Source organism: uncultured Blautia sp., assembly GCF_902497045.1.
In the GTDB taxonomy this organism is placed as follows: Bacteria; Bacillota; Clostridia; order Lachnospirales; family Lachnospiraceae; genus Blautia_A.
Window position 1 is genome coordinate 1 of record NZ_CABVDF010000118.1, and the last position, 8572, is coordinate 8572.

At 43.8% G+C, this 8572-nt stretch carries 6 protein-coding genes and 1 pseudogene; all 7 read left to right on the plus strand.

Annotated features, from left to right (window positions below):
• Positions 1-32: 32 nt before the first annotated feature.
• Positions 33-1022, plus strand: a complete 990-nt coding sequence (locus RDS42_RS09415) for a DNA polymerase III subunit delta' C-terminal domain-containing protein (protein ID WP_308783440.1) — start codon at positions 33-35, stop codon at positions 1020-1022.
• 1 nt (position 1023) lies between these two features.
• Positions 1024-1926 carry a stage 0 sporulation family protein gene (locus RDS42_RS09420; RefSeq protein WP_308783441.1) on the plus strand — a complete coding sequence of 301 codons (903 nt, stop codon included), beginning with the start codon at positions 1024-1026 and terminating at the stop codon, positions 1924-1926.
• Entirely contained in the window at positions 1916-2674 is a 759-nt protein-coding gene (locus tag RDS42_RS09425) for a tRNA1(Val) (adenine(37)-N6)-methyltransferase (RefSeq protein ID WP_308783442.1), read from the plus strand. Before RDS42_RS09420 ends, RDS42_RS09425 begins: the two co-directional genes overlap by 11 nt.
• A 60-nt stretch (positions 2675-2734) precedes the next feature.
• The gene (rsmI, locus tag RDS42_RS09430; protein WP_308783443.1) at positions 2735-3583 is read left to right on the plus strand and encodes a 16S rRNA (cytidine(1402)-2'-O)-methyltransferase; all 849 of its coding nucleotides are present in this window, start codon (positions 2735-2737) and stop codon (positions 3581-3583) included.
• A gap of 188 nt (positions 3584-3771) precedes the next feature.
• The gene (gene gyrB, locus RDS42_RS09435) at positions 3772-5697 is read left to right on the plus strand and encodes a DNA topoisomerase (ATP-hydrolyzing) subunit B (RefSeq protein WP_308783444.1); all 1926 of its coding nucleotides are present in this window, start codon (positions 3772-3774) and stop codon (positions 5695-5697) included.
• 11 nt (positions 5698-5708) lie between these two features.
• Positions 5709-8243 carry a DNA gyrase subunit A gene (gene gyrA / locus RDS42_RS09440; protein WP_308783445.1) on the plus strand — a complete coding sequence of 845 codons (2535 nt, stop codon included), beginning with the start codon at positions 5709-5711 and terminating at the stop codon, positions 8241-8243.
• A gap of 16 nt (positions 8244-8259) precedes the next feature.
• Positions 8260-8572 (plus strand): annotated as a pseudogene (locus RDS42_RS09445) (hypothetical protein); the annotation flags it as partial.

Genomic DNA, 8572 nt, shown 5'->3' on the forward strand with positions numbered 1-8572 from the left:
ACCTGTTTAATAATAAAGTGAGGTGATTCTGAATGGTTGGTTTTAACAACATTATTGGACACGAGGAGATTATCAGACATTTAAAAAATGCCATTAAGACGGGAAAGGTTTCCCATTCTTATATTTTTACGGGGAGACCCGGATCCGGAAAGAAGCTTCTTGCAACCACATATGCAATGACTCTTCAGTGTGAAAAAGGTGGGACAGAGCCCTGCCAGAAATGCGACTCCTGTAAAAAGGCCATGGGAAAGAATCACCCGGATATCATTATGGTCAACCATGAAAAACCCGGAACGATAAGTATTGATGAGATCCGCGAGCAGGTGATTTATGATGTTGCGGTGAAGCCATACTGCAGCCAGCACAAAATATATATCATCCCAGACGCGCAGATGATGACCGTGCAGGCTCAGAATGCACTGCTTAAGACAATAGAAGAACCGCCGGAATATGCAGTGATCATGCTTCTTACAAGTAATGTAGACGGACTGCTGCCTACGATTCAGTCCAGATGTGTACGACTGGATCTGAAAGTTGTAGACGACAGCCTTGTAAAACAGTATCTGATGGAACGTCTTCACGTTCCGGATTATCAGGCTGAGATCGATGCATCTTTTGCACAGGGCAGTATAGGAATCGCTAAAGAAGCCGCTACTTCAGAAGAGTTTTCCAATATTACGCAGAATGCTCTGAAAATACTGAAGAATGCGGACTCTATGGAGGTTTATGAGCTTGCGGATGAAATCAAACTTCTGTCAGCAGAAAAACAGAATATCGGAGATTATCTGGATATTTTCCAGTTCTGGTTCAGAGACGTACTGATGTTCAAGGCTACCAGAGAAATCGATAATCTGGTTTTTAAACAGGAAATTAATTATATTAAGGAACAGGCAAGTCTGCGCTCCTATGAAAATCTGGAAAAGATACTGGAAGCGCTGGAAAAAACCAAGGTACGTCTTCGTGCAAACGTAAACTTTGAACTGGCACTGGAGCTGCTGTTCCTGACCATCAGGGAGAGATAGAATGACAAAAGTAGTAGGTATCAGATTTCGAAATGTCGGAAAAATATATTATTTTAACCCAAAAGGATATAAGATGAAGGTTGGCGATCATGTGATCGTTGAGACAGCGCGTGGAGTTGAATTCGGGCGCGTGGTGCTGGGACCGAAGGATGTAGAGGAAGATGAGGTTATTCATCCTCTGAAGGAAGTGCTTCGTGTTGCAACTCCTGCAGATGAGGAAAGAGAGAGACAGAACAGAGAAAAGGAAAAGGAAGCCTTTAAGATCTGCCAGAAAAAGATCCGTGATCACGGACTGGATATGAAGCTGATCGATGCGGAGTATACTTTTGATAATAATAAGGTGCTGTTTTATTTTACTGCAGATGGAAGGATTGATTTCCGTCAGCTTGTAAAGGATCTGGCAGCGATATTTAAGACCAGGATAGAGCTTCGTCAGATCGGTGTACGTGATGAGACAAAGATTCTTGGAGGAATCGGAATCTGCGGCAGATGTCTCTGCTGTCATACCTATCTTTCAGAATTTGCACCGGTATCCATCAAAATGGCAAAAGAACAGAATCTTTCACTGAACCAGACAAAGATATCCGGTGTCTGCGGAAGGCTGATGTGCTGTCTGAAGAACGAGCAGGAAACCTATGAGGAACTGAACAAGAAGCTTCCGGGAACAGGAGATACGGTTACTCTTCCGGATGGACTTCAGGGAACCGTACACAGTGTAAATGTGCTGAGACAGCTGGTAAAAGTCATTGTTGAGGTTAATGATGAGAAGGAAATCCAGGAATATCCGGTAGGAGAACTGAAATTCCGTCCCAGAAAGAAAAAGATCAAAATTTCCGAAAAGGAAATGAAGGAACTAGAGAAACTTCAGGATAAAGAGGGAGATTCCGTATCTCATGGAAAATAAACTGCGAGACAGTCTTGTAAAGCCAGGAGAGAGAGCTGATGATCTTCAGAATGGTTATTATGTGATCCAGAGTCCGGAGAAATTCTGCTTTGGAATGGATGCTGTTCTTTTATCCGGTTTTGCAAAAATAAAAAAAGGCCAGCGTGTTCTGGATATGGGAACAGGAACCGGGATCATCCCCATTCTTCTCAGGTCAAAAACTCCGGGAGAACATTTTACCGGGCTGGAGATCCAGAAGGAATGTGCGGAAATGGCGCGGAGAAGTGTGGTTTATAATGATCTGGAAAAGGACATAGACATTGTCTGCGGTGATATCAAAGAGGCTGCTGAAATTTTTGGGGCAGCTTCTTTTCATGCAGTCACATGTAATCCGCCTTATATGATCGGTCAGCATGGTCTGCAGAATCCACATATGCCAAAAGCCATAGCCAGACATGAAATCCTCTGTACACTGGAAGATGTGGTGAGCCAGACATCCCGGGTATTAAAAGACCGGGGACATTTTTACATGGTACATCGTCCCTTCCGGCTGGCGGAGATCTTTCAGGTGCTGACAAAGTATAAACTGGAACCAAAGAGAATGCAGCTGGTATATCCTTTTGTTGACAGAGAACCTAATATGGTTCTCATCGAAGCCCTGAAAGGCGGAAATTCCAGAATTACCGTAGAACGTCCGCTGATCGTCTATGAAAAGCCGGGAGTTTATACGGAGGACATATTGAAGATATACGGCCCGTCAGGGGCGTAAATACCAGAAGAAAAAAGGTCTGATATTTCAGGTACGGACTGCTGTGCGAAAGGAGAAATTATGAGCGGAAAATTATATTTATGTGCAACGCCCATCGGAAATCTGGAGGATATTACGCTCAGAGTTCTCCGGACACTGAGAGAGGTGGATCTTATTGCTGCGGAGGATACCCGAAACAGCATTAAGCTTCTGAATCATTTTGATATAAAAACACCTATGACCAGCTACCATGAGTACAACAAAATAGAAAAAGCATATACCCTTATCGAAAAAATGCATAGTGGGATGGATATTGCTCTGATTACAGATGCAGGGACACCGGGAATCTCAGATCCCGGAGAGGAACTGGCTGCCATGTGTTATGAGGCTGGGATTGAGGTTACATCCCTTCCCGGTCCGGCGGCATGCATTACTGCTCTGACCTTATCCGGACTTCCCACCAGAAGATTTGCCTTTGAGGCTTTTCTTCCCATGGATAAAAAAGAGCGCAGGGAAATCCTGCAGGAGCTTGTGGACGAAACCAGGACCATTATTATTTACGAGGCGCCCCATAAGCTGGTAAAAACTCTGAAAGATCTCAGGGAGACTCTTGGAAACCGCAGGATGACTCTTTGCAGGGAACTTACCAAAAAGCATGAGACGGCATTCCGCACGACCATAGACGAGCTGATCGCACACTATGAGAAAGAGAAGCCTCTTGGAGAGTGCGTTATGGTCATAGAGGGAAAGAGCCGCCAGGAACTGAAAGAAGAGGCAGCAGCTTCCTGGGAGGAGATCACAATAGAAGAGCATATGGAAATCTATGAGAGTAAGGGACTTTCCCGGAAGGAAGCCATGAAACAGGTGGCAAAGGACCGGGGAGTAAGCAAGAGAGATGTGTATCAGTATCTGGTGAATATAGAGCAGTAAAAACGACTTCCTGACAGTCAGAGAGATTCTGGCTGCCAGGAAGTTTTCTATATTTTTCTGAAAATGAATGGAAAGCAGCCCTATTTTGTGCTATAATAGATTAGTATTACTATGTCTATTTATCAGAGGTTGCAGGGGTTTTCTGCAGGCCTGTTGATGCTATAAATCTAAAATGACAGGAGGACGAAATGGGCGGAGAGAATACAGAGTACGGAGCGGACCAAATTCAGATTTTGGAAGGACTGGAAGCTGTAAGAAAAAGACCAGGTATGTACATTGGAAGTACGTCAAGCAGAGGCCTGCATCATCTTGTGTATGAAATCGTTGATAACGCAGTGGATGAAGCACTTGCCGGATTTTGTACAGAAATTCAGGTAGTCATTAATCCTGACAATTCAATTACAGTCATAGATAACGGAAGAGGTATCCCGGTAGGAATTAATCATAAAGCCGGTATCCCGGCAGTTGAGGTGGTATTTACGATCCTGCATGCCGGTGGTAAATTTGGCGGCGGGGGATACAAGGTATCCGGAGGTCTTCATGGAGTTGGCGCATCGGTTGTAAATGCTCTGTCTGAATGGCTGGAGGTTTCCATCTACAAAGAGGGAAAAGAATATAAACAGAGATATGAGAGAGGTCATACGATTTATCCTCTGAAGATCGTGGGAGACTGTGCCCCGGAATATACGGGAACAACGGTCACGTTTCTTCCTGATAAAGAAATTTTTGAGGAAACAGTCTATGATTATGACATCCTGAAACAGCGTCTTCGGGAAATGGCTTTTCTTACCAAAGGTCTGAAGATCGTTCTGAGAGATGACAGAGAGGATTCCAAGAAAGAGAAAACTTTCCATTACGAAGGCGGTATCCAGGAATTTGTTACTTATCTGAACAGAAGCAAAGAAGCTCTTTATCCGGAGGTGATCTACTGTGAAGGAGAAAAAGACGGTGTTATGGTCGAGGTTGCCATGCAGCATAATGATTCCTACACAGAGAATACCTATGGTTTTGTAAATAATATCAATACACCGGAGGGCGGAACTCATATCATGGGATTCCGTAATGCTCTGACGAAAACTTTTAATGATTATGCCAGAAAGAACAAGCTTCTGAAGGACAGCGAGCCTAATTTAAGCGGTGATGACATCCGTGAAGGTCTGACTGCTATTGTCAGTGTTAAGATCGAGGAGCCTCAGTTTGAGGGTCAGACGAAACAGAAACTTGGAAACAGTGAAGCAAGAGGCGCTGTTGATTCGGTTGTCAGCAGGCAGCTGGAGATTTTCCTGGAACAGAATCCTACGGTTGCGAAATCTACAGTGGAGAAATCTGTTCTTGCACAGAGAGCCAGAGAGGCAGCCCGTAAGGCTCGAGATCTTACAAGAAGAAAATCAGCTCTGGACGGAATGTCTCTGCCGGGCAAACTGGCGGACTGTTCAGACAAAGATCCTAAAAATTGTGAAATTTATATTGTAGAGGGAGATTCTGCCGGCGGTTCTGCCAAGACAGCAAGAAATCGCGCCACACAGGCGATTCTTCCTCTTCGAGGCAAGATTCTGAATGTAGAAAAGGCTCGTCTGGATAAAATTTACGGAAATAAAGAGATTAAGGCCATGATCACAGCTTTTGGAACAGGTATCCATGAGGATTTTGATATCAGCAAACTTCGTTATCATAAAATTATCATCATGACAGATGCCGATGTGGATGGAGCGCATATTGCAACCCTTCTTCTTACTTTTTTGTATCGGTTTATGCCGGAGCTGATCAAGCAGGGATATGTATATCTGGCGCAGCCTCCTCTTTATAAGATTGAGAAGAATAAAAAGGTATGGTATGCCTATGATGATGCTGAATTGAACCGTATTCTGGAAGAAATCGGTCGTGATAACAACAATAAGATCCAGCGATACAAAGGACTTGGAGAGATGGATGCTGAGCAGCTTTGGGAAACTACTATGGATCCGGAGAAGAGAATTCTTCTGAGAGTGACCATGGATGAATCTGCAACATCGGAGATTGATCTGACCTTTACCACACTTATGGGGGATAAGGTAGAGCCAAGGAGAGAATTCATCGAAGAAAATGCAAGATTTGTAGAAAATCTGGATATCTAGGAGAATAAAAGATGGAAGACAATATTTTTGATAAAGTCCATGAGGTGGATCTGCAGAAGACCATGGAAAAATCTTATATCGATTATGCCATGAGTGTTATTGCATCACGAGCCCTTCCGGATGTCCGGGACGGACTGAAACCGGTACAGAGGCGTGTACTGTACTCAATGATTGAGCTGAACAACGGACCTGACAAGCCGCATCGTAAATGTGCGCGTATTGTCGGTGATACCATGGGTAAGTATCACCCTCATGGAGACAGTTCTATTTACGGAGCACTTGTAAATATGGCACAGGACTGGTCAACCAGATATCCTCTGGTAGACGGTCATGGAAACTTTGGGTCTGTTGACGGTGACGGGGCGGCTGCCATGCGATATACAGAGGCCCGTCTCAGTAAAATATCAATGGAGATGCTTGCGGATATCAATAAGAATACCGTTGACTTTCAGCCGAACTTTGACGAAACAGAACGAGAGCCCGTTGTGCTCCCTTCACGTTATCCCAATCTTCTTGTAAACGGAACCTCTGGTATTGCCGTAGGTATGGCTACCAATATTCCGCCTCACAACCTTCGTGAGGTTATCCAGGCGGTTGTAAAGATTATTGACAATATTATCGAAGAACAGAGAGATACCACAATTGAAGAAATTCTGGAGATTGTAAAGGGACCGGATTTTCCTACAGGAGCTACAATCCTGGGAACGAGAGGAATTGAGGAAGCATATCGTACCGGCCGTGGCAAGATCCGTGTCCGTGCGGTGACAAATATCGAGACACTTCCAAATGGAAAGTCACGTATTATTGTTACAGAACTTCCGTATCTGGTAAATAAAGCCCGTCTGATCGAAAAGATAGCGGAACTTGTCCGCGACAAAAAAATCGACGGTATTACAGACCTGAACGATCATTCCAGCCGCGAGGGAATGCGTATCTGTATCGATCTGCGTAAGGATGCCAACGCTAACGTTGTCCTGAACCAGCTTTATAAGCACACACAGCTTCAGGATACCTTTGGCGTGATTATGCTCTGTCTGGTATCTACCAATGGAAGTCTGGAACCAAAGGTACTGAATATCCATGATATGCTCAAATATTATCTGGCACATCAGGAGGATGTTGTAACAAGAAGGACACAGTATGACCTGAATAAAGCCCAGGAGAGAGCCCATATTTTGGAGGGACTTCTTAAGGCGCTGGATAATATCGATGAAGTAATTCGTATTATCCGCGGTTCCAGAAGCGTTCAGATTGCCAAACAGGAATTAATAGATCGTTTTGAACTGACAGAAGTACAGGCGCAGGCAATCGTAGATATGCGTCTTCGTGCGCTTACCGGTCTGGAACGTGAAAAGCTGGAAGCGGAATATGCAGAATTAATGGAAAAAATCCGTAAATTAAAGGCAATCCTTGAGGACAGAAATCTTCTTCTCCGTGTGATCCGGGAAGAGATTCTGGAAATTTCCGAAAAATACGGGGATGACAGAAGAACATCCATAGGTTTTGACGCGTTTGATATTTCCATGGAAGACATGATCCCCCGTGAAAATACAGTGATCACCATGACAAAGCTTGGTTACATCAAGCGTATGACGGTTGATAACTTCCGCAGCCAGAACAGGGGCGGTAAGGGAATCAAGGGAATGCAGACCATTGAGGACGATTATATTGAAGAACTGATGATGACTACCACTCATCATTATGTGATGTTCTTTACCAATACGGGGCGTGTTTACCGCCTCAAGGCATATGAAATCCCGGAGGCGAGCAGAACAGCCAGAGGAACGGCGATCATCAATCTTCTGCAGCTGATGCCGGGAGAACGTATTACAGCGGTGATCCCTATCAACAAATTTGAAGAGGATCAGTATCTGGTAATGGCTACCCGTAAAGGACTGGTGAAGAAAACTCCAATCCAGGATTATGCAAATGTCCGCAAGATCGGTCTGGCCGCGATCTCTCTTAGAGAAGATGATGAGTTGATAGAAGTTAAGGTCACAAACAACAAAAAAGATATTATCCTGGTTACAAAGGACGGTCAGTGTATCCGTTTTAAAGAGACAGATGTAAGGACTACAGGACGTGTTTCCATGGGTGTAAGAGGCATTAACCTTATGGATGGTGATGAGGTTGTGGCAATGCAGCTGAACTCCCAGGGATATTATCTTCTTGTAGTGTCTGAAAATGGTATGGGCAAACGTACTTCCATCAGTGAATTTACCTGTCAGAACAGAGGCGGCAAAGGCGTAAAATGCTATAAGATAACAGAAAAAACAGGTAATGTGATCGGTGCAAAAGCGGTTAATGAAGAAAATGAGATCATGATGATCACAACAGAAGGAATTATTATCCGGCTTCAGTGTTCTGATATTTCTATTCTTGGAAGAATTACTTCAGGTGTGAAGCTGATCAATCTTTCGGATGGAGTGACTGTGGCAAGCTTTGCGAAAGTAAGAGAAAGAGAAGCGGAGGCTGAACAGTCAAAAGAAACAGAGGAAAAACAAAAAGAAGAGATTTCGGAATCAGAGGAACATATAGAGGAATAAGAGGTAAAGTGTAATTATGGAACAGCAAAAAGCCGTAAGGAGAAAAAAACGCAGACCATCCGGCAAAAATTCCAGAAGAAGAAATTCCGGTATTTCTTTAAACAGGATCAATATAAAGCTTATCGCAGGGGCTGTTGTGGCAGCAGCCCTTGTAATAGGGCTTATATTTGCTGTGAGAAGCTGCAGTGCAGGAAGCAAATCGCCGGAAAAGGCTGTGAAAACACTTGTTACATCATATTTAAAAGGAAAAGAAAAAAAGATATTAAAGTGTTATGATGTAAAAAAAGCGGATGAGGATCTTCAAAGAGAAATATCAGCGACCATTAAAT

Coding starts and splice junctions, on each gene's coding strand:
- gyrA (WP_308783445.1), top strand. CDS start 5,709: ATGGAAGACAATATTTTTGATAAAGTCCATGAGGTGGATCTGCAGAAG.
- RDS42_RS09415 (WP_308783440.1), top strand. CDS start 33: ATGGTTGGTTTTAACAACATTATTGGACACGAGGAGATTATCAGACAT.
- rsmI (WP_308783443.1), top strand. CDS start 2,735: ATGAGCGGAAAATTATATTTATGTGCAACGCCCATCGGAAATCTGGAG.
- gyrB (WP_308783444.1), top strand. CDS start 3,772: ATGGGCGGAGAGAATACAGAGTACGGAGCGGACCAAATTCAGATTTTG.
- RDS42_RS09420 (WP_308783441.1), top strand. CDS start 1,024: ATGACAAAAGTAGTAGGTATCAGATTTCGAAATGTCGGAAAAATATAT.
- RDS42_RS09425 (WP_308783442.1), top strand. CDS start 1,916: ATGGAAAATAAACTGCGAGACAGTCTTGTAAAGCCAGGAGAGAGAGCT.